Origin of the sequence: Streptomyces sp. V3I8 (assembly GCF_030817535.1) — a bacterium.
In the GTDB taxonomy this organism is placed as follows: domain Bacteria; phylum Actinomycetota; class Actinomycetes; order Streptomycetales; family Streptomycetaceae; genus Streptomyces.
On sequence record NZ_JAUSZL010000002.1, the window covers coordinates 529676 to 552429 of the forward strand.

General features: G+C 71.5%; 21 protein-coding genes. 12 read left to right on the forward strand and 9 right to left on the reverse strand.

Annotation, left to right across the window (positions count from 1 at the left end; translation table 11 throughout):
• The first annotated feature begins 36 nt into the window (after window positions 1–36).
• Both QFZ75_RS02560 and QFZ75_RS02565 read left to right on the forward strand, forming a co-directional pair.
• Window positions 37–816, forward strand: coding sequence for an SDR family NAD(P)-dependent oxidoreductase (locus QFZ75_RS02560; protein ID WP_307533597.1), 780 nt, complete (start codon window positions 37–39; stop codon window positions 814–816).
• Between the two features lie 140 nt (window positions 817–956).
• The gene (locus tag QFZ75_RS02565) at window positions 957–1502 is read left to right on the forward strand and encodes a DUF1707 domain-containing protein (protein ID WP_307533599.1); all 546 of its coding nucleotides are present in this window, start codon (window positions 957–959) and stop codon (window positions 1500–1502) included.
• Between the two features lie 116 nt (window positions 1503–1618).
• Here QFZ75_RS02565 and QFZ75_RS02570 read toward each other — a convergent pair whose 3' ends face one another.
• Window positions 1619–2083, reverse strand: a complete 465-nt coding sequence (locus QFZ75_RS02570; RefSeq protein WP_307533600.1) for a MerR family transcriptional regulator — start codon at window positions 2081–2083, stop codon at window positions 1619–1621.
• Window positions 2084–2548: 465 nt separating this feature from the next.
• Between QFZ75_RS02570 and QFZ75_RS02575 the strand changes: the two genes are divergently transcribed.
• Complete coding sequence (locus QFZ75_RS02575) at window positions 2549–4039, forward strand: SulP family inorganic anion transporter (protein WP_307544192.1); 1491 nt, start codon at window positions 2549–2551, stop codon at window positions 4037–4039.
• 204 nt (window positions 4040–4243) lie between these two features.
• Here the strand turns inward: QFZ75_RS02575 and QFZ75_RS02580 are convergent, their stop codons facing one another.
• The 4 genes from QFZ75_RS02580 to QFZ75_RS02595 all read right to left on the reverse strand — a co-directional run bounded on the left by QFZ75_RS02580 (window position 4244) and on the right by QFZ75_RS02595 (window position 8722).
• Entirely contained in the window at window positions 4244–5080 is an 837-nt protein-coding gene (locus tag QFZ75_RS02580) for a carbohydrate ABC transporter permease (RefSeq protein WP_307533601.1), read from the reverse strand.
• Window positions 5077–6072 carry a carbohydrate ABC transporter permease gene (locus QFZ75_RS02585; protein ID WP_307533602.1) on the reverse strand — a complete coding sequence of 332 codons (996 nt, stop codon included), beginning with the start codon at window positions 6070–6072 and terminating at the stop codon, window positions 5077–5079. The genes QFZ75_RS02580 and QFZ75_RS02585 overlap by 4 nt, the downstream gene beginning before the upstream one ends.
• Window positions 6073–6074: 2 nt before the next feature.
• Complete coding sequence (locus QFZ75_RS02590) at window positions 6075–7379, reverse strand: sugar ABC transporter substrate-binding protein (RefSeq protein ID WP_307533603.1); 1305 nt, start codon at window positions 7377–7379, stop codon at window positions 6075–6077.
• 101 nt (window positions 7380–7480) lie between these two features.
• Complete coding sequence (locus tag QFZ75_RS02595) at window positions 7481–8722, reverse strand: aminotransferase class V-fold PLP-dependent enzyme (RefSeq protein ID WP_307533604.1); 1242 nt, start codon at window positions 8720–8722, stop codon at window positions 7481–7483.
• Window positions 8723–8977: 255 nt separating this feature from the next.
• Here QFZ75_RS02595 and QFZ75_RS02600 point away from each other — a divergent pair, with 255 nt between their 5' ends.
• Window positions 8978–9697 (forward strand): FadR/GntR family transcriptional regulator, encoded by a 720-nt coding sequence (locus QFZ75_RS02600; protein ID WP_307533605.1) that lies wholly within the window; start codon window positions 8978–8980, stop codon window positions 9695–9697.
• A 198-nt stretch (window positions 9698–9895) separates the two neighbouring features.
• Here QFZ75_RS02600 and QFZ75_RS02605 read toward each other — a convergent pair whose 3' ends face one another.
• The gene (locus QFZ75_RS02605; protein WP_307533606.1) at window positions 9896–10813 is read right to left on the reverse strand and encodes a LysR family transcriptional regulator; all 918 of its coding nucleotides are present in this window, start codon (window positions 10811–10813) and stop codon (window positions 9896–9898) included.
• A 128-nt stretch (window positions 10814–10941) separates the two neighbouring features.
• Between QFZ75_RS02605 and QFZ75_RS02610 the strand changes: the two genes are divergently transcribed.
• From QFZ75_RS02610 to QFZ75_RS02635, 6 genes are read left to right on the forward strand one after another with little or no spacing between them, the layout of a single operon-like run.
• Window positions 10942–11979 (forward strand): fumarylacetoacetate hydrolase family protein, encoded by a 1038-nt coding sequence (locus tag QFZ75_RS02610; RefSeq protein WP_307533607.1) that lies wholly within the window; start codon window positions 10942–10944, stop codon window positions 11977–11979.
• Entirely contained in the window at window positions 11976–12938 is a 963-nt protein-coding gene (locus QFZ75_RS02615; RefSeq protein WP_307533608.1) for a cyclase family protein, read from the forward strand. The genes QFZ75_RS02610 and QFZ75_RS02615 overlap by 4 nt, the downstream gene beginning before the upstream one ends.
• Before the next feature lie 23 nt (window positions 12939–12961).
• The gene (locus QFZ75_RS02620; protein ID WP_307533609.1) at window positions 12962–14092 is read left to right on the forward strand and encodes an FAD-dependent oxidoreductase; all 1131 of its coding nucleotides are present in this window, start codon (window positions 12962–12964) and stop codon (window positions 14090–14092) included.
• The gene (locus QFZ75_RS02625) at window positions 14089–15126 is read left to right on the forward strand and encodes an amidohydrolase family protein (protein WP_307533610.1); all 1038 of its coding nucleotides are present in this window, start codon (window positions 14089–14091) and stop codon (window positions 15124–15126) included. Before QFZ75_RS02620 ends, QFZ75_RS02625 begins: the two co-directional genes overlap by 4 nt.
• A gap of 4 nt (window positions 15127–15130) precedes the next feature.
• Window positions 15131–16063, forward strand: a complete 933-nt coding sequence (locus QFZ75_RS02630) for a VOC family protein (RefSeq protein ID WP_307533611.1) — start codon at window positions 15131–15133, stop codon at window positions 16061–16063.
• A gap of 31 nt (window positions 16064–16094) precedes the next feature.
• A complete protein-coding gene (locus QFZ75_RS02635; RefSeq protein ID WP_307533612.1) occupies window positions 16095–17093 on the forward strand; it encodes a fumarylacetoacetate hydrolase family protein in 999 nt (332 codons plus the stop codon).
• A gap of 178 nt (window positions 17094–17271) precedes the next feature.
• Here the strand turns inward: QFZ75_RS02635 and QFZ75_RS02640 are convergent, their stop codons facing one another.
• The 3 genes from QFZ75_RS02640 to QFZ75_RS02650 all read right to left on the reverse strand — a co-directional run bounded on the left by QFZ75_RS02640 (window position 17272) and on the right by QFZ75_RS02650 (window position 20478).
• Entirely contained in the window at window positions 17272–18906 is a 1635-nt protein-coding gene (locus tag QFZ75_RS02640) for an NAD(P)/FAD-dependent oxidoreductase (RefSeq protein WP_307533613.1), read from the reverse strand.
• A 97-nt stretch (window positions 18907–19003) separates the two neighbouring features.
• Entirely contained in the window at window positions 19004–19486 is a 483-nt protein-coding gene (locus QFZ75_RS02645; protein WP_307533614.1) for an SRPBCC family protein, read from the reverse strand.
• 92 nt (window positions 19487–19578) lie between these two features.
• Entirely contained in the window at window positions 19579–20478 is a 900-nt protein-coding gene (locus QFZ75_RS02650; protein ID WP_307533615.1) for an SDR family oxidoreductase, read from the reverse strand.
• Between the two features lie 392 nt (window positions 20479–20870).
• Here QFZ75_RS02650 and QFZ75_RS02655 point away from each other — a divergent pair, with 392 nt between their 5' ends.
• Together QFZ75_RS02655 and QFZ75_RS02660 are read left to right on the forward strand one after the other, a co-directional pair.
• On the forward strand, window positions 20871–22259 hold the full coding sequence (locus tag QFZ75_RS02655; protein ID WP_307533616.1) for a glycoside hydrolase family 43 protein: 1389 nt from the start codon (window positions 20871–20873) through the stop codon (window positions 22257–22259).
• Window positions 22260–22336: 77 nt separating this feature from the next.
• Window positions 22337–22729 (forward strand): molybdopterin-binding protein, encoded by a 393-nt coding sequence (locus QFZ75_RS02660; RefSeq protein WP_307533617.1) that lies wholly within the window; start codon window positions 22337–22339, stop codon window positions 22727–22729.
• Window positions 22730–22754: the final 25 nt, after the last annotated feature.

A 22754-nucleotide genomic window follows, 5' to 3' on the forward strand; every position in this document is an offset into this window, starting at 1 on the left:
GGTCCGCGGGCGGGGGCGTCCTTCTAGGGTGCCGCCATGGACTCGCAGCACTACCTCGCGCACCTGTTCTCCCTGGAAGGCCGGACCGCCCTGGTGACCGGGGGCAGCTCCGGCATCGGGCGCGGCATCGCTCAAGCCCTGGCCCGCGCCGGGGCGGACGTCGTGCTCGTGGCGCGCAAGGAGGCCGAACTGGCGGCCACCGCAGACGAGTTGACCGCTCTTGGTGCCCGGGCGGCCTGGGTCGGCGGGGACTTGAGCACCCGGGCGGGCGTACGCGACGCGGCCGAGCAGGCGGCCGGCGTCTTCGGCGAGCCCGACATCCTCGTCAACTGCGCCGGGATCAACCTGCGGCCGCCGATGAGCGAGCTGGGCGAGGAGGTCTGGGACGCCACCATGGCGCTGAACCTGGACGCGCCCTTCCTGCTGGGCCAGCGGTTCGGCCCGGCGATGGCCGAGCGGGGCTTCGGGCGGATCATCCACATCACCTCGCAGCAGGCGCACCGCGCCTTCGTCCAGAGCGGTGCCTACGGCGTCTCCAAGGGCGCGCTGGAGTCGCTGGCCCGTTCGCAGGCGGAGGCCTGGTCGCCGTACGGCGTCACGGTCAACACACTGGTGCCCGGTTTCGTGATGACACCGCTGAACCGGCGCCTGTCGTCCGACCCCGGAAAGGTGGCGGCCCTCGCGGCCCGCACGCTGGTTGGCCGCAACGGCCTGGCGGAGGACTTCGCGGGCGCGGCGGTCTTTCTGGCGAGCACGGCCTCGGCGTACGTCACCGGGCAGTCGCTGCATGTCGACGGCGGCTTCTCCGTCCACTGAGCGCCGCACGGGCCCCGCGGGAGGCGCGACCGGATCCGCGCGGACCCGCACCCGCCCCGCGATCCGGCACCACAGGTAGAGGCCGTCCCGGTCCGTTCAGCGGCTGACGCATCGAGGGGGTGCGGCACTAGAGTGACACGGTGACCTCTCTGTCGAAGGACGCACAGCCGCTGTTCGGTGAGGACGAGCGCGACGTCGCCGTGCGGCGCCTGCAGGACGCGTACGCCCAAGGGCACGTCCCGCACGAGGAGATGGACGTACTCCTCCACCGGGTGCTCACCGCCAGGACGCACGGCGAGCTGGCGTCGGCCCTGGCCGCGTTTCCTGCGGAGGACCCGGGCACCACGTCCACGATCGGCGCCGTCGCCGGACGGATCAAGCGGCGCGGCGCGTGGCGCGTCCCGCGGTTCCTCAAGGTCGAGTCCGCGATGGGCCGGGTCCATCTGAACCTGTCCCGGGCGGCCTTCGAGCATCCGGTGGTCGACATCGAGCTGCAGCTCGGCACCGGACGGGCGAAGATCACGGTCCCCCGCGACGCGGTCGTCGACGTCGAGGGGGTGCGCACCACATGGAAGGACCTGCGCTACCGGCCCCCGCGGCACTCCCGGCCCGGCGGCGGGCCGAGGATCCGGATCTCGGGGGTCATGGGAATGGGACGGCTGCGCATCCGCCACGCGTGGCGTTGAGCCGGTCCACGGACAACCGCCCCGACAGGCCCCGCTCATGCGCACCCTGCTCCGAGGACGCCCCGAACCCCGGATGCGCGTTCGAGTGACCGGGGTGGGCGACCGGGGCGGACGGTTCAGGCCGTGGTGGCCCGGGTCCGCTCGCGGCCGCGATCGCGGTCCCGGTCCTTGTCGCGGTCCTTGTCCCGGTCCCGGTTCAGGCGCTTGCGGAGTGTCTGGGCGAACTCCTCGGCCTCCGTCAGTTGCGTGCGGAGCCTTTCCACCTGCCAGAGGGCGTGCTGCTCGTACTCGCGGACGCGCAGCAGCAGGGACTGCCGTTCGTACGCCGTCAGACCGTCGTCGGAGTCGAGACGGTCGGTGAGGGCCAGCAGCTCACGCATCTGGTCCAGGCTGAAGTCGAGTGGCTGCATACGGCGGATGGCCTTCAGCCGGGCGACGTCCTCCCTGGTGTAGAGGCGGAAACCGCCCGCGGAACAGGCGGAGGGGGTGACCAGGCCGGTCGCCTCGTAGTACCGGATCGTGCGCAGCGCCAGCTCCGTGCGTGCGCCGACCTCGCCGATCTGCATGTGCTCGCTGCTCATTCGGACGCCCTACCTCGTCTGTCTCGTCTGTGTCCGTCGCCCGGGCCATGGGGCGGCCGACGTCGATCGCTACCGTGACGTCGAGGTAAAGTATGTGATCATCAGGTCGGCTCCATGTCGTTCCCACTCCGTGGTACGGAAGAAATGTTCCCGTGGCCGCCGACCGTGCCGGGGCGACGACGACGACGCGTCGGGCCGGGCCGGGTGAAGGACGACGTCCGCGGGAGAGAGCGTGCGCATACGCAGGGCGTTCGGCGCCGCCGTCTGTCCGCCGTGATCGCGAACGTGTCCGCGGCCGTCCGCGTCTGAAGGGCGCCGGTGTGCCGCCCGGACACCACCCCCTCCGCCTCCCTCTCCCCCTCTGCCACTTTTCCGCCACGCCAGGGTGATGCCGGGCGTGCCCGAGCACGACAGGTTCCTTTCTTGCCCACGCCCGTTCCGTCCCCACCGCCCCCGCTGTCCCCGCTGTCCCCGCTCGCGCGGTTGCGCGGTCTGCGTCCCGACTGGCTCTCCGACCCGAAGGTCTGGCGCACCGAGATGCTGGCCGGCCTGGTGGTCGCGCTCGCGCTGATCCCCGAGGCGATCTCGTTCTCGATCATCGCCGGGGTCGACCCGGCGATCGGACTGTTCGCGTCCTTCACCATGGCCGTGACCATCTCCGTCGTCGGCGGACGCCGGGCGATGATCTCCGCCGCCACCGGAGCCGTGGCGCTGGTCATCGCCCCGCTCAACCGCGAGCACGGCCTGGGTCACCTGGTCGCCGCGGTCATCCTGGCCGGTGTCTTCCAGATCGCGCTCGGCGCGCTCGGCGTCGCGAAGCTGATGCGGTTCGTGCCCCGCAGCGTGATGGTCGGCTTCGTCAACGCCCTCGCCGTCCTCATCTTCATGGCCCAGGTCCCCGAGATGCACGACGTGCCCTGGCCCGTCTATCCACTGATCGCCGGCGGGCTCGCCCTCATGGTGTTCTTCCCGAGGATCACCACCGTGGTCCCGGCCCCGCTGGTGTCCATCGTCATCCTCACCGTCGTCACCGTCGCCGCCGGGATCGCCGTGCCGACGGTCGGGGACAAGGGCGAGCTGCCGTCCTCCCTGCCGGTGCCGGGCCTGCCCGACGTGCCGTTCACCCTGGACACCCTGACGACCGTCGCCCCCTACGCGTTCGCCATGGCGCTGGTCGGCCTGATGGAGTCGCTGATGACGGCCAAGCTGGTCGACGAGATCACCGACACCCATTCCTCCAAGACCCGCGAGTCGATCGGGCAGGGCATCGCCAACATCGTGACCGGGTTCTTCGGCGGTATGGGCGGCTGCGCCATGATCGGTCAGACGATGATCAACGTGAAGGTCTCCGGCGCCCGCACCCGCCTGTCCACCTTCCTGGCCGGCGTGTTCCTGATGGTGCTGTGCATCGTCTTCGGCCCGGTCGTCTCCGACATTCCGATGGCCGCCCTGGTCGCCGTCATGGTCATGGTGTCCTTCGCGACCTTCGACTGGCATTCCGTCGCGCCCAAGACGCTCAGGCGGATGCCCGTCGGCGAGATCGCCGTCATGGTCGTCACCGTCGCCTGCGTGGTCGCCACCGGCAATCTCGCCATCGGCGTCGTCGTCGGCTCCGTCACCGCGATGGTCATCTTCGCCAGGCGCGTCGCCCATCTGGCCGAGGTCACCCCGGTCACCGACCCGGACGGCGGCCGGGTCGTCTACCGCGTCACCGGTGAGCTGTTCTTCGCCTCCTCCAACGACCTGGTCGGCCAGTTCCGCTACGCCGCCGATCCCGACAGGGTCGTCATCGACCTGACCGCCGCGCATATCTGGGACGCCTCGTCCGTCGCGGCCCTGGACGCCGTCGAGACCAAGTACGCGCAGCGGGGCAAGACGGTGGAGATCATCGGCCTGAACGAGCCGAGTGCCCGGATCCACGGGAAGCTCAGCGGAGAGCTGGGCGGCGGGCACTGACGGGCGGACGCCGTGGCGCCTGCCCGCCGATGCCCGCCGATGTTCGCCGAGGGGGGACGGAGGGACGGAGACCGGGGGGGACGGAGACCGGGGGGACGGGGTGATTCGGTTCGTCCGTCGCCGCGGGCCGGTCGTGGCCGGTCGCGCAGTTCCCCGCGCCCCTCGACGGGCCTCCCCACGACCCCCGCGGGAGGACGGCGGCCGTCAGCCCTTCACCGCTCCCGCCGTGAGTCCCTGGACGATGTGGCGGCTGGCGAAGGCGAACAGCAGCATCGTGGGCAGGATGGTGAGCACCGCGGCCGCGGACATCGAGCCCCAGTCGATGTTGAAGCTGCTGATGAAGCCGTTCAGGGCGGTCGGCACGGTCTTGTTGCTGTCGCTGTTCATCAGCGTCACCGACAGGAACAGCTCGTTCCAGCAGTTGACGAAGTTGAAGATGAAGGCCGCCACGATCCCGGGCCGCATCACCGGCAGCAGCACCCGGAACAGCGCCCCGAACCGGGACAGGCCGTCGATCATGGCGGCCTCCTCCAGCGCGTCCGGGATGTTCTCGAAGAAGCCCCGGAGCATCACCGTGCAGAACGGGATGCAGACGGCGATGTAGACGAGGATCAGCCCGAGCCGGTTGTCGACCATCTTGAGGTCGGTCATCAGCAGGTACAGCGGCCCCAGCGCGATGAACGTCGGGATCATCTGGGTCACCAGGGCCGCCATCAGCAGCGCGGACTTGGTGCGGAACTCGAAGCGGGCCAGCACGTACGCCGAGAGCATCGAGATGACGGTGGCGACCGCGGCCGCCACGGTGGCGATGATGAGGCTGTTGGTGAGGTAGACCCCGAAGTCGGCCTTGCCGAACAGCCCGCTGTAGTTCTCCAGCGAGAAGTGCTCGGGCCAGTAGGCGATCGGGAAGGCGAAGATGTCGCCCGGCGCCTTCAGCGACGTGATGGTGATCCAGTAGAGGGGGAAGACGGTGAAGAGCAGCCACAGCCCCAGAAAGGTGAACTTGGTGACCCGGCCCGCCGTGGACTCCTTGCCGATCACGGCTTCACCTCTCGCTTCTCGCGCGTGGCCAGGAGGAAGAAGGTCGCGAACACCAGCAGGGTGGCGACGACGATGAGCCCGAGCGCGGACGCCCTGCCGTAGTCGCCCTGCTGCGTGATCTTGATCATCCAGGTGGTCACGATGTGCGTCTCGTTGTTCGGTCCGCCGCCGGTCATCCCGAAGATCAGGTCGGGGAAGTTGAAGATCCAGATGATGCGCAGCAGCACGGTCAGGGCGAGCGTGACCCTGATGTACGGAATGGTGATCTGGAACAGCGTGCGCACCTTGCCGGCGCCGTCGAGCGCCGAGGCCTCGTACAGCTCCTCGGGGATGGACTGCAGTGCGGCCAGGATCATGATCGTGAAGAAGGTGACCCCGTACCAGACGTTGGCGACCACGACGGCGAACATCGCCGTCTTCGGGTCGGCCAGCCAGGCCACCGGTTCGTCGATCAGGCCGACCTTCTGGAGCAGGTCGTTGACGACACCGAACTCGCTGTTGAACATCCAGCGGAACAGGATGCCGATGAGGAACCCGGAGATCGCCCAGGGGAAGAAGACGAGCGCCTGGTAGAGACCCCGGAAGCGGAACCTGCGGCGCAGCCACAGGGCCAGGGCGAAGCCGATCACCAGCTGGGGCACGATCGAGCCGAACACCCAGATCGCGGTGTTGCTCAGCACGGTGCCCCAGGCGGGGTCGGCGAAGACGTCGTGGAAGTTCTTCAGCCCCACCCAGGACGTGTCGGTCAGGTCGGACAGATTCCAGTGGCGGAAGGCCATCTGACTGCCGGCGATCATCGGGTAGTACGTGAAGACCGCCACGAAGATCGCGGCCGGAGCCATGAAGACCGTGATGAGGAAACCGCGCCTGGCGGTGAACTCCGGCTTGCGGCGGCCCTGCTGCGCCTTGCGGACGGGCCGGGCGCCCCCGTTGCCGGAGGCCCCCGCCGCTGCCGTCCTCTTCGGTTCCGTCGTTTCGGACGCGGTGGGCATGGCTAGTTCTCCTGCTGCCGCTTCTCGGTCCAGTACGCGTCCCAGCCGGCCAGCAGTTCCTTGGGCGACGTCTTGCCGAGCACCATCTTCTGGATGTCGGCGTCGGCCTTCTGCTGCCACTCGGCCCACCAGGAGACCCCGCGCGGCTGGCTGACGTTGAGGTAGGTGTCCGGGTTCTCCGTCATGGTGACGTAGCTGGACCACGGACCGGTCTTGTAGAACGGGTCCTCGGCGGCCGACTTGAGGATCGGCACCAGGCTGTTCTTCTTGGTGAAGCTCGTCGACGCCTCGCCCTCGGAGAGGAACTCGACCAGCTTGACGGCCTCCTTCTTGTGCTTGCTGCCCTTCGCGACGCCCCAGCCGGCGGTGGCCAGCGGCTGTACGGTCTTGCCGCTCGGGCCCGCCACCAGCGGGGCGGTGCTCCACTGGTCCTTCTTGATGGACTTGGACTCCGAGACGGTGGCGATCACCTCGGGGTCCTGCAGCAGGAAGGCCGTGGAGCCGTTGGAGAAGCCCTCGACCATCTCGGGATAGCCCCAGGAGACGGACGACTTGGGGGACGCCTCCTTGAAGAGCTTGAGATAGGTCTGCATGGCGTCCAGCGCCTCCGGCGCGGAGAAGATCGTCTTGCCGTCCTTCAGCTTGAAGCCGTCGGCGGGGTCGATCTCGTCGGCGACGTACGCCTCGATGACGGCGGTGGCGTTGCCCTGGGCGTTGGCCCCGCCGCGGAAGGCGTACCCGTAGCGGCGCTTGGCGGGGTCGTGGATGGCGGAGGCCTGTTCGAGGAGTTCGTCCCAGCTGGCCGGCGGCTTGTCGAAACCGGCCTCCTTGATCAGGTCGGTGCGGTAGAAGACGCTCAGGCCGTAGAAGCCGTACGGGACGAAGTACGTCTTGCCGTCGGCGTCCTGGGAGGCCTTGACGGCGTTCTCCGTCATCGCATCCCAGCCCTTCCAGGGCGTGAGGTCCTTCTTCATGTCGTAGATCCAGCCGTTGTTCGACCAGGGTCCGACGGTGGTGTCCCGCACTTCGAGGGTGTCGACCCCGCTGCCGGACTGGAGCATCTGCTGGATCTTCTGGTCGGCCTGCTCGGTGGGCGGCGAGATCAGGTTGACCTTGATCTTGGGGTTCTGCTTCTGGAAGTCCGCTATGAGGCCCTTGATCAGGTCCGTGCGGGCGGGGTTGGTCAGGCTCTCGACCATGTTGAGGGTGACCGTGCCGTCGGCCTGTGAGCCGCTCATGCTGCTGCAGCCGGTCAGGACCATCGTGGCGGCGGTGCCGAGGGCGAGAGCTGCCGTCCTTCTTCTCATCGTGCCGACCTTTCCTTTGGTACGGCCGCGGATCGGGCCGCTGGTACGACCGCACTGGGTGCGGCTTCGGACGGGGCGTTGCCGTGCGGGCGCGGGTGCGCCTACGACGCGCCGGGGTGTTCCTGGGCCGCCCGGGCCCACCGGCCGAGAAGGGGGACGCAGTCCTCGGCGAAGTACTCGTAGTCGGAGGCGGTGTTGTAGACGTGCGCGGAGAGCCGCATGTAGCCGACACCGCCGAAACTGGTGAAGGCCGCTTCCACGCCCAGTTCGCGGGCCGCCCGGTCGCGCAGCGCGTCGGCCTCGACGCGGCTGCCGGCCAGGCCGTCGGGCAGCCGTACCAGCCGCATGCCGGGGACGGGCATGCCCACGTCGACGGTGCCGGAGTCGCCGGTCAGTTCCGCGAAGGCCGCGCCGATGACGCGCTCGCCGTAGCCGGCCAGGTCGTCCATGTACCGGCGGGCGGTGTCCCAGCCCCAGGTGTCCTCGACGAAGTCCAGGGCCGTCGGGGCCGCCAGGTAGCCGGTGGCGTCGATCGTGCCCTGCTGGTCGAAGCGGTCGGGGTACGGATCGGCGGCGCCCCACGAGTCGATCAGGGGGTAGAGCTCCTCACGCAGCCCGCCACGGGCGACCAGTGCGGCGGTACCGCGTGGCGTGCAGCCCCACTTGTGCAGGTTGCCGACCCAGAAGTCGCAGGTCAGACCATCCAGCGGGGCCTCGATCAGGCCGGGGGCGTGGGCGGCGTCCACGAGCAGGGGGACACCGCGCCGCCGGGCCTCCGCGCCGACCAGCTCCACCGGCAGCCTGCGGGCGGTCGCGGAGGTGATCTGGTCGAGGACGATCAGGTCCGTGTCGTCGTCGACCGCGGCGATCACGGCCTCGTACGCCTGCTCCTCGCTCGCCCCCAGGGGCACCCTGGCTGTACGCACCTCGCCGCCCCAGCGCCTGGCGAGCCTTTCGGCGCCCATGGTCACCGCGCCGTAGCCGTGGTCGGTGACGACGATCCCGCCGCCCCGGCGCCGCTGGAGCGAGGCGAACACGACACTGATGCCCGCGCTCGCGTTCGGCACCAGGGCCAGATCGTCGGGGGCGACCCGCAGGAAGGCCGCGAGGTCGACCCGGGTGGCGGCGATCCGCTGCGGCAGCGCGGGGAACCACACCACCGGGGAGCTGTCCATCTCGGCACGGAACTCGCTCTGCCGCTCCTGCGCCACCAGCGGGACGGCCCCGAACGAGCCGTGGTTGAGGTGCTTCATGACGGGGTCCAGCGACCACGCCCGGGCGGCGGGCCGGCCGTCCGCCAGCAGCAAGGGGCGCGGGGCGGTGGTGACCTCGGTCTCGCTCACATCACTCCACATCTACCGAACCCGGGTGTCCGCCGACATCGGACTTCCTGTCTGCGGTCTGCAGACATCTAACGCCGAGCGGGACACGTATGATGACTCGGCATCCTGCACGGCATTTTTGCGCCACGCAAGGGTTGTGCGGCAACAGTCATCAGATGACTTTGAGTCGATACATCGGAGACATCTGATGACTACGACTCGCTAGAGTGCCCGGGGGCCACGGCGACGCCGCCGGCCCGTCAGGGGAGGAATCGGATGTCCGCAGTCGACAGGGCGTTCCACGGTCTGCGTCACATGATCGCGACGGGCCGCCTCGGCCCGGGAGAGCGCATTCCGCCCGAGGCCGAGCTCGGCGAGGAACTCGGTGTCTCACGGGGTCCGCTGCGCGAGGCCGTACGCATGCTTTCGGCCTTGGGCGTCGTCGAACCGCGGCACGGTTCGGGCACGTTCGTGTCCCAGCTCAGGCCGGAGGACATCATCGGCAGCCTTTCGCTGACCCTGGAACTCCTGCCGTTGCCGGGCCTGTTGGAGGTGTACGAGATCCGGCGGGTGCTGGAGGCGCATGTCGCCGCCAAGGCCGCCGCGCGCCGGAGCCCGGAGACGGTGGGGTCGCTCTTCTCGCTCATCGAGGCCATGGAGGCCACCGAGGACCCCACCGAGGCCTCGGAGCTGGACCACCGCTTCCACGCCGAGATCGCGCGGGCCGCCGAGAATCCGACCCTGGCCTCCCTGCTGGCGGTCTTCCGCGCCCGGTCCCGCAAGTACCAGGTCTTCACCCTGCCCGAGGGGCCTGAACTGCGCCGCAAGAGCGACGCGGACCACCGGGTGCTGGCCACCGCGATCGCCGACCGCGACCCCGGTGCCGCCGCGGGGGCGGCGGAGGCACATGTGACGCAGACGGAGCGGTGGTTGCGGGCCTTCATGCCGCCGGTGGAGGAGCGGGACGGGGAGGGGGCCGGCGCCGTCCCGCGGTGACGGATCCGGCCCGGGCCGAGGCTCGACCCGGGTCCCGTCGGTCCGGCCGGGTGGTCGGGGCGTCTGCGGGTGTGTGGGGGCTGGTTGCGCAGTTCACCGCGCCCCCGGGGGGGGCGGGGCCCGGCTCGTTCGTCGTCCGCGGGGGCGTCGTGGTTGCCCGCGCAGTTCCCCGCGCCCCTTCAGGAGCGGGGGGAACGCTTACGGTTCCGGCGTGGTCGTCAGGTTTTTTCCCACCCTCGCCGCCGTTTCCCTGAGCCAGATGTGGGCCGCGTCGTGGGTGTGCACGGGGTGCCACCACAGGGCCTCCCGGAGCGGGACCGCCTCGTACGGCGGCGTCACCACGCGGACGGCGGCCAGCGGGGCCAGGAGCCTGGCCAGCCGCGCCTGGACCAGTGCGACGCGCCGGGTGCCCGCCACCAGCAGCGGAAGCAGCTGGAAGCTGTCGACCGAGACCTCGACGCGCGGCTCGATGCCGAGCATGCCGAGCTGGCGTACCGGCGGGGAGTCGTAGGTGCGCTGGTAGGTGACCCAGGGCAGCCGGGCCAGGTCCGCCCGGGTGAGCCGGTCGCCGACACCGGGATGGTCCGCGCAGACGAGGAACACCCACCGGTCCTCGTACAGGTCGGTGGCCGGGAACCCGCTGATGACACCGTGCGGCATGAGCAGTCCGTCGGTGCCGCTGAGCAGGCTGCCGGTGTCGTCGGCCACGGTGGGCGGCGTCTGGCTGAAACGCAGCCGGATACCGGGCGCCTCCTCGTGCACGACGCGCGCCAGCGCGGTGCCGAAGACGGCGACGGCGTAGTCGGAGGCCAGCAGTTTGAACTCGCGGTCCTCCTTGGCCGGATCGAAGTGGGCCTGGCTGGCGAAGAGGCGCTCCAGCAGGTCGTAGGCGGTGGAGGTGCGGTCCAGGAGGACCTGGCCGAGAGCGGTGAGTTCGTAGTGGCCGCCGACCCGGGCGAGCAGGTCGTCGCCGAAGTGGCGGCGCAGCCGGGCGAGCGCCGCGCTCATGGCCGGCTGGCTGAGCCCGACGCGCTCCCCGGCGCGGGTGACGTTGCGTTCCTGCAGGAGGGCGCGCAGGGCGACGACGAGGTTGAGGTCGAGGCGGGCCAGATTCACGGCGTTTCCCTCAGCTGTAGGTCTCTGACCAGCAACGAATAAACACGGTGGATGCCGGTCATCCACAGAATCGATTTCCCTGATCACAGGTGGCGGGTCCAGATTAGTCGCACCGCAATCAGGAGGACATGTCCGTGAAACCTGAAGCCGCGTCCGCGCTGTTCGCCGGACGTTTCGCCCTCGCCACACTCTCGGCCCCCGACGGGCCGGCCTTCCCCGCCCTCGTCACGGCCGGCGCCCGGGTACGCGACCTGCGGGCCGCCTTCGGCGACGAGCACCTGACCGTCCGCGGTCTGCTGGAAGCCTGGGACACGGCCCTGCCGCGGCTGTCGGCGCTGGCCGCCGCGGATACGGATGCCGACGCGGATACGGGGGCAGACGGCGCCGGTGCGCAGTACCGGCCGCTGGCGGATTTCCGGGTGCACGCCCCCGTCGCACCGCGCCAGGTGTTCCAGTCCGGTGCCAACTACCGTCAGCACGTCATCGATCTGCATGTCGCGCACCGCGCACCGGGAGACGACCGGCCCGAGGAGGAGCGGCGCGCCGAGGCCGCCGAGATCATGGACCGGCGGGCGGCCGAGGACCTGCCGTACGTCTTCCTCGGGCTGCCGAGTGCGATCACGGGCCCGTACGACGACGTCGTGCTGCCCGCGTGGGCCGAGAAGCCGGACTGGGAGCTGGAGTTGGCGGCCGTCATCGGCCGGCCGGCGCACCGGGTGTCCGTCGAGGAGGCGCTGGAGCACGTCGCCGGTTACACGATCGCCAACGACCTCACCGACCGGGCGACCGTCTTCCGCCGGGACATGCCGCAGATCGGCACCGACTGGCTGCGCAGCAAGAACGCGCCCGGCTTCACCCCGCTCGGCCCGTGGATCGTGCCCGCCGAGTCGGTCGCCGACCCCGGTGACCTCCGGCTCGTGCTCAGGCTGAACGGCGAGACCATGCAGGACGAGTCCACCAAGGACATGATCTTCGACGTCGCGCGCATGGTGTCCTACGCCTCGCAGAGCGCCCGGCTCCTGCCCGGTGACGTGGTGCTGACCGGATCCCCGGCCGGCAACGGCATGCACCGGGGACGGCTGCTGCGCGACGGAGACGTCATGGACGGCTCCATCACGGGTCTCGGCGCCCAGCGCACCCGCTGTGTGGCGGAGGTGACCCGGTGACCCCGGACCGCGCGGACCCCGAGGGCTCGGTCGCTCGGGCGGCCGAGGCGTACTCCAACTGGGGCCGCTGGGGCGGGGACGACGTGCTCGGCACGCTGAACTTCCTCGACGAGGCCAAGCGCCGTGAGGGTGCCGCGCTCGTACGGCGGGGCGTCAGCTTCTCGCTCTCCCAGCGCTTCGACATGGACGGTCCGCAGAAGGGCTGGCGGCGCCGCACCAACCCGGTGCACACCATGCTGGACACCGGCACCGACGCCGCGCTCGGCAACCAGGGCTTCCCGCACGGCATCGGCGGCGCCGACGACGTGATCGCCATGCCCTTGCAGTGCTCCACCCAGTGGGACGGCCTCGGGCACATCTTCGACCACGGCAAGGCGTGGAACGGCCGTTCGGCGGAGAAGGTCGTCACCTCCGACGGCGACCTGGTGACCGGCATCGAGCACATGGCCCCGTACGTGGCCGGCCGCGGCGTGCTCCTGGACGTGGGCCGCGCGATCGGCACCGACGGCGAACTGCCCGACGGGTTCGCGATCACCGGGGCCCACCTGACCGCGACCGCCGGGGCCCAGGGGGTGGCCGTCGGCCGCGGCGACCTCGTGCTCGTGCGCACCGGGCAGCTCGCCCGGACCCGGCGGGACGGCTGGGGCGACTACGCGGGCGGTCCCGCGCCCGGCCTGTCCTTCACCGCGGCCGGCTGGCTGCACGGCACCGAGATGGCCGCGGTCGCCACCGACACCTGGGGCTTCGAGGTGCGGCCCAACGAGTTCGAGCACGCCTTCCAGCCCCTGCACCAGGTCGCGATCCCGCACATCGGCCTGCTGATCGGTGAGATGTGGGACCTGGACGCGCTCGCCGAGGACTGCGCGGGCGACGGCGTGTACGAGTTCTGGCTCACCGCCGCGCCCCTGCCCATCACCGGCGCGGTCGGCTCCCCCGTCAATCCGATCGCCGTCAAGTAGTGCGAGGAACAAAGGAGTTCCCCATGAGCAGAGCTCGTACGGTCCTGGTGATCGGTGGTGGCGCGGCCGGTAGCGCCGTGACCGTCCTGCTGCGTCGCGCCGGCCTCGCGGTGGACCTGGTCGAGGTCAGGAAGGACTGGAACGCCACCGCCGGTTCCGGCATCACCCTCCAGGGCAACGCCCTGCGCGTGCTGCGCGAGCTGGGCGTCTGGGACCAGGTTCGGGCCTCCGGTTTCGGTTTCGGTTCGGTCGGCATCACCGCCCCCGACGGCACCGTCCTGCACGTCCAGGACGACCTGCGGACCGGCGGCGACGACCTGCCCGCCACCGTCGGCATGCAGCGGCCCCGGCTCCAGCGGATCCTGATCGAGGCGGTGCGCGCCAGTGGCGCCACCGTCCGGCTGGGCACCACCGCCGAGATCGTGGACCAGGACGCGGACGGTGTCCGCGTGCGCTTCGACGACGGCCGCGAGGGCCGCTACGACCTGGTGGTCGCCGCCGACGGCCTCGGTTCCGCGACCCGCGCCGCCATCGGCATCACCGCCCGGCCCGAGCCGACCGGCATGGCCATCTGGCGCGTCGAGGCCCCGCGTCCGGCCGGGGTGACCCGCACCGACCTCGCGTACGGCGGTCCCGCCTACATCGCCGGCTACTGCCCGACCGGCGACAGCACCCTGTACGCGTACGTCGTCGAGGCGTGCCGCGACCGTGCCTCGGTACCGGCCGGGTCGTACGCCGACGAGATGCGGCGCCTGGCCTCGGCGTACGGCGGCTTCTGGCCGGAGATCACCGAGCACATCACCGATCCCGCGAAGGTCAACCACACCTGGTTCGAGCGGCTGTTGGTGGAGGGTTCCTGGCACCGCGGCCGAGTCGTGCTGGTGGGTGACGCGGCGCACTGCTGCCCGCCCACCCTCGCGCAGGGCGCCGCGCTGTCCCTGGAGGACGCGTGGGTGCTGGCCCGGTCGCTCACCGGGTCGGACACCTGGGACGACGCGCTGTTCCAGGCGTACCACGAGCGGCGCATCACCCGGGTGCGTCCCGTCGTGGAGGCATCCGTGCAGATCGGCCGGTGGCAGCTCGACGGGGTGCGTGACGCCGACGTGCCGGGCCTGATGGCCCGCACCATGACCATGCTCCGGGAGCTGCCGTGACCACATCCGACCGTGCCGCGCCGCACACGGGTGTGCGGTCCTCGCCCACCGTGGACGTGCACGCCCACGTCCTGCTGCCCGAGGTGGAGGCACTCGTGGCCGGCCGGCCGGGACACAAGGCGGCCAGGGCCCTGGACGCCCGCCGCAACGGTCCCGCCGCCCTGGCGGTGAGCGGGCCGATGGTGCGCGAGCGCCTTCCGCGGCTCACCGACCCGGCCGTACGGCTGGCCGCGATGGACGGCCAGGGCGTGGACATCCAGCTGGTCAGCCCTTCCCCGTCGCACTACCACCACTGGGCCGGCGCCGGGACCGCCGAGAAGGTGTGCCGGCTCGCCAACGAGGCGATTGCCGCGCACTGTTCGGCCGCGCCGGACCGGCTGCGCGGCCTCGGACTCGTACCGCTCCAGCACCCGGACCTCATCGTGCACGCGCTCGACCACGCACGGGAGCTGGGCCTGGTGGGAGTGGAGATCTCCAGCCACGCCCCCGGACGCGAACTGTCCGATCCCGCCTACGAGCCCTTCTGGGCCCGGGCCGAGGAGACCGGGGCGGTCGTCTTCCTGCATCCCTTCGGGTGCACGCTCGACGAGCGGCTCGACCGGTGGTACCTGTCCAACAGCGTCGGCCAGCCCACCGAGAACGCCGTCGCCCTGTCCCACCTCATCTTCTCCGGCGTCTTGGACCGCCACCCGGGCCTCAAGGTGCTCGCGGCCCACGGCGGCGGCTACCTGCCCACCCACATCGGCCGCTCCGACCACGCCTGGTCGGCCCGCTCCGACGCGGGCGCCGGCTGCGCGCACCCGCCCAGCAGCTACCTGCGCCGGCTGTACTTCGACTCCCTCGTCCACGACCCGTACGTACTGCGGGAGCTGGTGCGCGTCGCCGGCGCGGACCGGGTCCTGCTCGGTTCGGACTTCCCCTTCGACATGGGCACCGAGGACCCGGTCGGCGCCCTGCGCGCGGCACACCTGACCGGGGCCGACTTCGAGGCAGTACGGGGCGGCAACGCGGCCGCCCTCCTCCGGAAGGACTGACACCATGCGTCTGCTCACCCACCTGCGGCACGTCGACCTCGCCGTGCCCGACTACGACAAGCAGCTCGACTTCTACTCCGGCGTCTGGGGCCTGACCAAGGTCGCCGAGGACTCCGGCATCTCCTTCCTGGCCGCCGAGGGCTCCCCGGAGCAGTACGTCGTGCGGCTGCGCAAGGCCGAGGAGAAGCGCCTCGACCTCGTCTCCTACGGGGCCGCGAACCCGGCCGACGTCGACACCCTCGCCGAACGGCTCCTCGCCGGCGGGGTCCGGTTGATCTCCCGGCCGGGCAAGGTCGACACGCCCGGCGGCGGCTACGGGTTCCGTTTCTTCGACGTCGACGGCCGCACCGTCGAGGTGTCCGCCGACGTCGAGGTACGCCGGCACCGCAGGATCGAGGAGAAGGAGGCCATCCCCGTCAAGCTGTCGCACGTGGTCCTCAACTCCCCCGACCTGGACCGCACCCGTGAGTGGTACGAGCGCCACCTCGGCTTCCGGCTCTCCGACACGCTCAGCTCGCCGCACATGGGCGAGGTCATGCACTTCATGCGGATCAGCAACCAGCACCACTCGATGGCCCTGGCCAAGGGCCCGCACACCGCGCTGCACCACGTGTCCTTCGAGATGCGCGGCCTCGACGAGTACATGCGCGGCTCGGGCCGTGTCATGCGCGCGGGCTTCAGGAAGATCTGGGGTCCGGGCCGGCACATGGCGGGCGACAACACCTTCACCTACTTCCTGGACCCGCACGGCAACACCGTGGAGTACACGACGGAGCTGGAGGTGCTGGACGAGGACACCTGGCACCCGCACGTCTACGACTTCTCGCGGCCCGAGGTCACCGACCAGTGGGGCACCGCCAACCCCATGAACGAACTCGTCGCCAAGGAGTCCTTCAACGACCCCGACCGCGGTGTGTTCGTCGCCCCGCCGGTCTGATCCGCCCCGTCCCGTCGCCAGGAGCCCCGCCGTGCGTTTCGCCACCTACGAAGACCCGCACCGTCACCACGTGGCCGTCGTGGAGGAGGACGGCACCCTCTTCCCGCTGGCCGGTGTCACCTCGCTCACCGCGCTGCTCGCGGAGACCGGCGGTCTGCCCGGACTGCTCGCCGCCGGTGCGGCGGCCCTCGACGCGCCGCCCGGCCCGCACGTCGGGGACGTACGGCTGTCACCGCCCCTCCAGCCCCCGTCCGTACGGGACTTCGTCACCTTCGAGGAGCACGTCGAGGGGGTACGCCGCTCGGTCGACGGCGTCGCCGGGGTCCCCGAGCAGTGGTACGCGGCGCCGACCTTCTACTTCGCCAACCCGCACGCGATCCACGGCCCGGGCCAGGACGTGCCCGTGCCGCCCGGGTCGGGCGTCCTGGACTTCGAGCTGGAGGTGGCCGCCGTGATCGGACGGGAGGGCCGGGACCTCACCCCCGGGCAGGCCCGCGACCACATCGTCGGCTACACCGTCCTCAACGACTGGTCCGCGCGTGACCTGCAGTCGGCGGAGATGCGGGTCGGGCTCGGGCCGTGCAAGGGCAAGGACACCGCCACCACGCTCGGCCCGTACCTCGTCACCGCCGACGAACTGGAGCCGTACCGGGACGCGGACGGTTTCCTGCGGCTGGCCCTGACCGCCGAGGTCAACGGCCGGGTGGTCGGCGAGGACCTGCTGTCCCGCATGAGCTGGACCTTCGAGGAGATGACCGCCTACGCCTCCCGCGGCACCCGTGTCGTACCGGGTGACGTCCTCGGTTCCGGGACCTGCGGCAACGGCGGCTGCCTCGCCGAACTGTGGGGCCGGCGCGGCGAACAGGACCCGCCGCCGCTGAAGCCGGGGGACACCGTCACCCTCACCGTCGAGGGCGTCGGCACGCTCACCAGCACCGTCGTTGCGGGGACCGAGCCCGTCCCCCTGCCGTCCGGCCGGCGCCGGCGCCCCCGGGGCGCGCGGGCGACCGCGCGACCGGCCGGGGGATGACGAAGGCCGCCACGGACGGCTCCACGACGGGCTCGGATGCCCGAGGGCCGTGACCCCGCAGGCCCTCAGGTCCCGGCCGCTGCTGGGCGCGCTGCACTGGTGGTGGGCCCCGACCAGCCGGCTCGGACAGGACCCGGGCCCCGGGTGACCGCCGTGCCGGCCGCGGGGAACAACGGGTTCAGGTGCCCGGTCCGGAGGTGTGCCTGCCTTCGCGGTCGCGCCGGGCCAGCAGGCGCTGGGCGCGGGTCAGGCCGGCCGGGAGGTTCTTGCGCAGCGCGGCGCGGGCGGCGTTGGAGCCGGGCGCCCCGTGCACCCCGCCTCCCGGATGCGCGGAGGCCGATGCCAGGAAGAGGTTCTTGACCGGTGTCTCCGGGCGTCCCGTGCCCGGGACGGGGCGGAAGAAGAGCTGCTGGTGCAGGGCCGTGGTGCCGCCGTTGATGGCACCGCCGTGCAGATTGGCGTTCATGGCCTGCAGGGTGGGCGGGGCCAGGACGCGCCGGGACCGGATCAGGGACCGGAAGCCCGGCGCGAAGCGCTCGACCTGCCGCTCGACCCGGTCGGCCATGAGTTCCTGCTCCTTCGCGTCCCAGCTGCCGGTCAGTCCGTCGTCGCCGGCGTCGCCCTTGATGCGGTGCGGGACGTGGGTGTACGCCCACGCCGACTCGGTGCCCTCGGGCGAGCGGGTCGGATCGGAGGTCGTCATCTGCCCGAACAGCGCGAACGGGCGGTCCGGGACCTGCCCCATGGCGACCTGCGCCGCGAACCGCGTCAGCTCGTCGACGCCGTCCGCCAGATGGACGGTGCCCGCGAGGGCGGCCTCGGGGGCCTGCCACGGCACGGAGCCGTCGAGGGCCCAGTCGACCTTGAAGGTGGCGAAGTCCCACTGGAACCGGCGCAGGTCGTCCAGCACCTGACGGGGCAGGTCGGCGCTGTCGACCAGGTCGCCGTACAGGGCGGGCGCGGACACGTCCGCGAGCACGGCGCGGCGCGCGGACACCGTCTCACCGCCGGCGGTGCGCACCGCCACGGCCCTGCCCTCCCGGACCACGACGCCGCTCACGCGCTCCCCGCACCGGAGCACCCCGCCGCGCTCCTGCAGCCGCCGGGTCAGCGCCCCGATGAGGGCGCCCGAACCGCCCACGGGCACGGGGAAGCCGTACGTCTGGCCCAGCATCGACATCAGCCAGCCGAAACCGCCGCTGCCCGCGGCCTCGGGGGCCAGGTCGGCGTGCAGCGCGTTGCCCGCCAGCAGCAGCCTGCCGCCCTCGCCGCGGAACTCCTCCTCGCCCAGGCGCCGTACCGGCAGCACCATCGAGCGGGCCATCCGCAGCCCGCCCGCGGTCCGCAGGCGCAGGGCCAGCCTGGCGCCGGAGCGCACCGGCGGGAAGGGCGTGAACAGCGCTTCCAGGAGGTCGGGACGCAGCCGCTCCCAGATCCGGTGCAGTTCGCGCCAGGCGTCGCCGTCACCGTCGGCGAACACGTCCAGGGAGGCGGCGGTGTCGTCGAGGTCGCGTCCGAGGACGGCGCACCGGCCGTCGGACAGCGGGTGGGCCAGCACCCGCGGCGCGTGGCTCCAGTGCAGCCCGTACCGCTCCAGGTGCAGTCCGGCGAGCACCGGCGAGGCGGCGGCCAGCGGGTAGAACGAGCTGAAGAGGTCGTTCGCGAAGTCCGGGTCCACCCCGTGGTCGTGCCGGACCGCGCCGCCCGGCTCGTCCTGCTCCTCCAGTACTTCGACGCTCCAGCCCTCGTCGGCCAGCAGATTGGCGGCGACGAGCCCGTTGGGGCCGGCCCCGATCACTACCGCGTCCGGCATGGACGCCTCCCGTCTCGCTGCACGGATGTCATCGCTGTCGGTTCCGGACACCGCCGGCGGTCGGCGGGCACCGCCGGCCGCGTACGGATGCCGCCGCTCACGCCGGCTTCGGCCGGGCGGGGGCGGACGGGGTGGACCGGGACTCGCCGCGGCCCTCCTCGCACACCTCGGCCAGTCGCTTGAGCATCGTCCGGTGCCGCACCTGGATGAATGCCTCGAGGCCCGCGTTGTGCAGGAAGCCGCCGACGCCCTGCAGCGGGTGCTCGTCGATGATCACCAGTGTGTACTCGCCCCACGGACGCAGCTCGATGGCGATCCGTGCCGTGCCGAGCGGGCCCGCGATCGCCTCGAGCTCCAGCTCGCGTCCCTCTTCGCACGCCCGTACGACCGTCTGGTTGGTGAGGTTCCACAGCCCCACCCGCACCTCGTAGCCGATGGCCGAGTACACCTGGGGCCACTGTCCGCGCACGGGGTACGAGGAGGCCGTCCCCACGACCCAGTCCGCGTAGCGGGTGCCGTCGGCCAGGACGGCCCACACCTCTTTGGGGCTCTTCTTGATCAGCCGGTGGCGTACGCCCACAACTGCCTCCCTCGTCTCGCACCCGCCGGTAACGGAGTGACCGCAGCCGAGTCCCCCGGCATGCGCGGTTCAACCGAGCGGACCCGACGGCTTCAGGAGGGCTCCCGCGAGGTCCCGGACGAGGGAGCCGCGGTGGGGTCGGCGCGTCCGCCCGCGCCGAGGAGCCCGGTGGGGCGGAAGGGCTCCCGGGCCGCCAGCCGGGGCAGGGTCCAGCGGGACAGGCGCATCACGACCGGCGGCAGCACGGCGCGGCCCAGCTGCGCGGCGAGGAGCCAGCGCGGCACGTACACCGAGGTGCGCCGGCGCTCGACGGCCCCCGTCAGCCGGGCCGCCACCGTCTCCACCGGGTAGACCCGGCGGGCGGGCGGCGGCATGTGGCCCCGCAGCTCCCGCAGCACGGCGTGCCGGTCGGCGTCGCGGATCATGTCGGTGTCGGTCCAGTTCAGGTAGGCGACGCCCACCGCGACCCCCTGGTGCGCCACCTCGGCGCGCAGGGAGTGGGCGAAGGCCTCCACACCCGACTTGGACGCGCAGTACGCGCTCATCATCGGCGCGGCGCCGATGGAGGCCAGCGAGGCGACCTGCAGGTAGTAGCCCGCCGTGTCGACCAGGTCGGCCAGGAAGGTGCGCGCGGTGATCGCACTGCCGGTCAGGTTGACGTCGATCACCCGGCGCCAGGACGCGGCGTCCGACTCGGCGAAGGGACCGCCCTCGGCGATCCCCGCGTTGGCGATCACCACGGAGGGCCTGCCGAGCCTCTCGCGCACCTCGCGGGCGACGTCGGCCATGCCGGCGTCGTCGGTGATGTCGACCTCCCAGCCGGCCGCCTCGGTGGGCAGCTCGGCCGCCAGCGCCTCCAGGGCGGGTTTCTCGTGCCCCAGGAGTGCCAGCCGGGCGCCCCGGCCGGCGAGGTCCCGGGCCAGCGCGGCGCCGAGGCCCCGGGCGGCGCCGGTCACCACCACCGTGCGGCCACGCAGCGGATCGTGTTCCATGGGGCTCCCTTCGTGCCGGGCTCAGGTCTTCTTCGATCTCCTGTGATCGCCTTCGAGCCGATGCGGACACTTCCCGGAGACGGCCGGACCCGGATGCGGGTGGGGCCGCCGGTTCTCATCCGACCACGGTTCGGCCCGGCGCACACCGCGAGCCGCCCGGCCTCCCAGGGGCGCGGGCAACCGTGCGGCCGGCCACGGCGCGCCCGCACATTCCTGTGCCGCGGCCCTGCGCCGCCCCGCCCCCTGGAGGGCCCGGTTCGTCGAAGTCATTGACGCGCCTCGTCCAGGACCCTACTTTCTGATCGCCCCTCCGAACCACGTTCGACATATCGACCACTTCGCATGTCAGGCACCGCCGCTCACTCCACCCCCGCCCCCACCTGGAGACCAAGATGAGCGCAGGACCCCAGCCGTCCCGACGCCACTTCCTCGGCATGACCGCCGCCGCTCCCCTGGCCGCGTCCGGCGTACTGGCCCTCGGCGCGGGCACCGCCCACGCGGCGGACTCGGCGTACGCGATGTGCTACTTCACCGAGTCGACGAACCTCGGCACCGGCACCGACTACGGGCTCCACCTGGCCGTCAGCACCGACGCGTCGAACTGGACGCCGCTCAACCAGAACAACCCCCTGGTCACCCCCACGGCAGGCGCCCTCGGCCTGCGCGACCCGTTCCTCCTGCGCAAGCAGAACGGCACCTTCGTCGTCCTCGCCACCGACCTCAAGGGCACCGACTGGAGTTACAACAGCCAGTACATCCACGTCTGGGACTCCGTCGACCTGCGCACCTTCACCGGGTACCGCCGCCTCAAGCTCCACGGCATGGCCACCCACAGCTGGGCGCCCGAGGCGTTCTGGGACGCGGGCCGGGGCCGGTACGCGGTCGTCTATTCCTCCGTCGACTCCAGCGGCCACAACGTGATCATGGTGAACCACACCGCGGACTTCGTCACCGCCTCGGCCCCGCAGGTCTTCTTCGACCCCGGCTACGACGTCATCGACGGCAATGTGGCCGTCGGCGTCAACGGCGTCAACTACCTCTTCTTCAAGAAGAACCAGACCATCGCGGCCGCCCGGTCGGCCTCCCTCGACCCCGGCAGCTTCACCGAGTTCGGTGCCGGCGTCGCACACGGCGGCACCGAGGCCCCGACCGTGTTCAAGTCGCTCACCTCGAACACCTGGTACCTCTGGGCCGACACCTACACGCCGAACGGCGTCTTCTACGCCTGGCGGTCCACCGACCTGTCCGCCGGCACCTGGACCGCACTGGACCAGAAGACCTACACACAGCCGGTCAACTCCAAGCACTGCGGCATCGCGACGATCACCACGGCCGAGTACGACAACCTGCTCGCCAAGTGGGGCGCGCCGGCCTGGAACCGGCTCAAGTCCTACAACTACCCGGACCGGTACGTCCGGCACGCCGACTACGCAGCCCGGATCGACGTCTACCCCTTCGACCCGTACACCGACGCGCAGTGGAAGCTCGTGCCCGGCCTCGCCGACAGCTCCGCCGTGTCCTTCCAGTCGGTCAGCCATCCCACCCGCTACCTGCGGCACTACGACTACGTGCTCCGGCTCGACGTGAACGACGGCACGTCGGTGTTCGCGGGCGACGCGACCTTCCACCGCACGGCGGGCCTCGCCGACGCCTCCTGGGCGTCGTTCCGCTCCTACAACAACGCCACCCGCTACATACGCCACTCCGACTACGTGCTGCGTATCGACCCGGTCTCCACGGCGACGGAGAAGCAGGACGCGACGTTCCGCGTCGGGTACTGAGCCGGGGCCGTACCGAAACCCCTGACGGCGGCGACCACCACGGGCCCCCGCGTCGGTGATCGCCTATGTTGGCGCCCATGCAGTCATACACGATCGGCCAGGCCGCGCGTCTGCTCGGAGTGAGTCCGGACACCGCGCGGCGCTGGGCGGACGCGGGCCGGATGATCACGCACCGGGACGAGGGCGGGCGACGCCTCATCGACGGCAAGGACCTGGCCGCCTTCTCCGTCGAGCTGGCCAAGGGCGACGGCGAGGAGGACACCTCGTACACCTCCGTCCGCAACGCCTTCCCCGGCATCGTCACCGCCGTGAAGCTCGGTGACGTCGCCGCCCAGGTGGAGATCCAGGCCGGTCCGCACCGGCTGGTGTCCCTGCTGACGAGGGAGGCGGTGGAGGAGCTGGGCCTGGAGGTCGGGGTGGAGGCCACCGCCCGGGTGAAGTCGACGAACGTGCACATCGACCGGGCCTGAGGGCGCGCCCGGACCTTCCATCCCC

Coding starts and splice junctions, on each gene's coding strand:
- QFZ75_RS02560 (WP_307533597.1), top strand. CDS start 37: ATGGACTCGCAGCACTACCTCGCGCACCTGTTCTCCCTGGAAGGCCGG.
- QFZ75_RS02570 (WP_307533600.1), bottom strand. CDS start 2,083: ATGAGCAGCGAGCACATGCAGATCGGCGAGGTCGGCGCACGCACGGAG.
- QFZ75_RS02585 (WP_307533602.1), bottom strand. CDS start 6,072: ATGCCCACCGCGTCCGAAACGACGGAACCGAAGAGGACGGCAGCGGCG.
- QFZ75_RS02590 (WP_307533603.1), bottom strand. CDS start 7,379: ATGAGAAGAAGGACGGCAGCTCTCGCCCTCGGCACCGCCGCCACGATG.
- QFZ75_RS02600 (WP_307533605.1), top strand. CDS start 8,978: ATGTCCGCAGTCGACAGGGCGTTCCACGGTCTGCGTCACATGATCGCG.
- QFZ75_RS02610 (WP_307533607.1), top strand. CDS start 10,942: ATGTCCGTGAAACCTGAAGCCGCGTCCGCGCTGTTCGCCGGACGTTTC.
- QFZ75_RS02620 (WP_307533609.1), top strand. CDS start 12,962: ATGAGCAGAGCTCGTACGGTCCTGGTGATCGGTGGTGGCGCGGCCGGT.
- QFZ75_RS02630 (WP_307533611.1), top strand. CDS start 15,131: ATGCGTCTGCTCACCCACCTGCGGCACGTCGACCTCGCCGTGCCCGAC.
- QFZ75_RS02640 (WP_307533613.1), bottom strand. CDS start 18,906: ATGCCGGACGCGGTAGTGATCGGGGCCGGCCCCAACGGGCTCGTCGCC.
- QFZ75_RS02650 (WP_307533615.1), bottom strand. CDS start 20,478: ATGGAACACGATCCGCTGCGTGGCCGCACGGTGGTGGTGACCGGCGCC.
- QFZ75_RS02655 (WP_307533616.1), top strand. CDS start 20,871: ATGAGCGCAGGACCCCAGCCGTCCCGACGCCACTTCCTCGGCATGACC.
- QFZ75_RS02660 (WP_307533617.1), top strand. CDS start 22,337: ATGCAGTCATACACGATCGGCCAGGCCGCGCGTCTGCTCGGAGTGAGT.